Consider the following 1,024-nt stretch of genomic DNA (forward strand, 5'->3'; position numbering starts at 1 on the left):
GCTGAGAACTTAAGCGCCAGTAAACGGCGGTGGTAACTATAACCATCCTAAGGTAGCGAAATTCCTTGTCGGGTAAGTTCCGACCTGCACGAATGGCGTAACGACTTCTCGACTGTCTCAACCATAGGCCCGGTGAAATTGCATTACGAGTAAAGATGCTCGTTTCGCGCAGCAGGACGGAAAGACCCCGGGACCTTTACTATAGCTTGATATTGGTGTTCGGTTCGGCTTGTGTAGGATAGGTGGGAGACTTTGAAGCAGCAACGCCAGTTGTTGTGGAGTCGACGTTGAAATACCACTCTGGTCGTGCTGGATGTCTAACCTCGGTCCGTGATCCGGATCAGGGACAGTGTCTGGTGGGTAGTTTAACTGGGGCGGTTGCCTCCTAAAGAGTAACGGAGGCGCCCAAAGGTTCCCTCAGCCTGGTTGGCAATCAGGTGTTGAGTGTAAGTGCACAAGGGAGCTTGACTGTGAGACTGACGGGTCGAGCAGGTACGAAAGTAGGGACTAGTGATCCGGCGGTGGCTTGTGGAAGCGCCGTCGCTCAACGGATAAAAGGTACCCCGGGGATAACAGGCTGATCTTCCCCAAGAGTCCATATCGACGGGATGGTTTGGCACCTCGATGTCGGCTCGTCGCATCCTGGGGCTGGAGTAGGTCCCAAGGGTTGGGCTGTTCGCCCATTAAAGCGGTACGCGAGCTGGGTTTAGAACGTCGTGAGACAGTTCGGTCCCTATCCGCTGTGCGCGTAGGAGTGTTGAGAAGGGCTGTCCCTAGTACGAGAGGACCGGGACGGACGAACCTCTGGTGTGCCAGTTGTCCTGCCAAGGGCATGGCTGGTTGGCTACGTTCGGGAGGGATAACCGCTGAAAGCATCTAAGCGGGAAGCCTGCTTCGAGATGAGCACTCCCACCTCCTTGAGAGGGTAAGGCTCCCAGTAGACGACTGGGTTGATAGGCCGGATATGGAAGCCCTGTGAGGGGTGGAGTTGACCGGTACTAATAGGCCGAGGGCTTGTCCTCAG

1 rRNA gene is annotated in these 1,024 nt (G+C 55.7%); it reads left to right on the forward strand.

Annotation, left to right across the window (positions count from 1 at the left end):
- Nucleotides 1-1,022: ribosomal RNA gene (locus ACFRAR_RS38830) — 23S ribosomal RNA — on the forward strand; the annotation flags it as partial.
- Nucleotides 1,023-1,024 lie beyond the last annotated feature (2 nt).

Origin of the sequence: Kitasatospora sp. NPDC056651, from assembly GCF_042792155.1 — a bacterium.
GTDB lineage: Bacteria > Actinomycetota > Actinomycetes > Streptomycetales > Streptomycetaceae > Kitasatospora.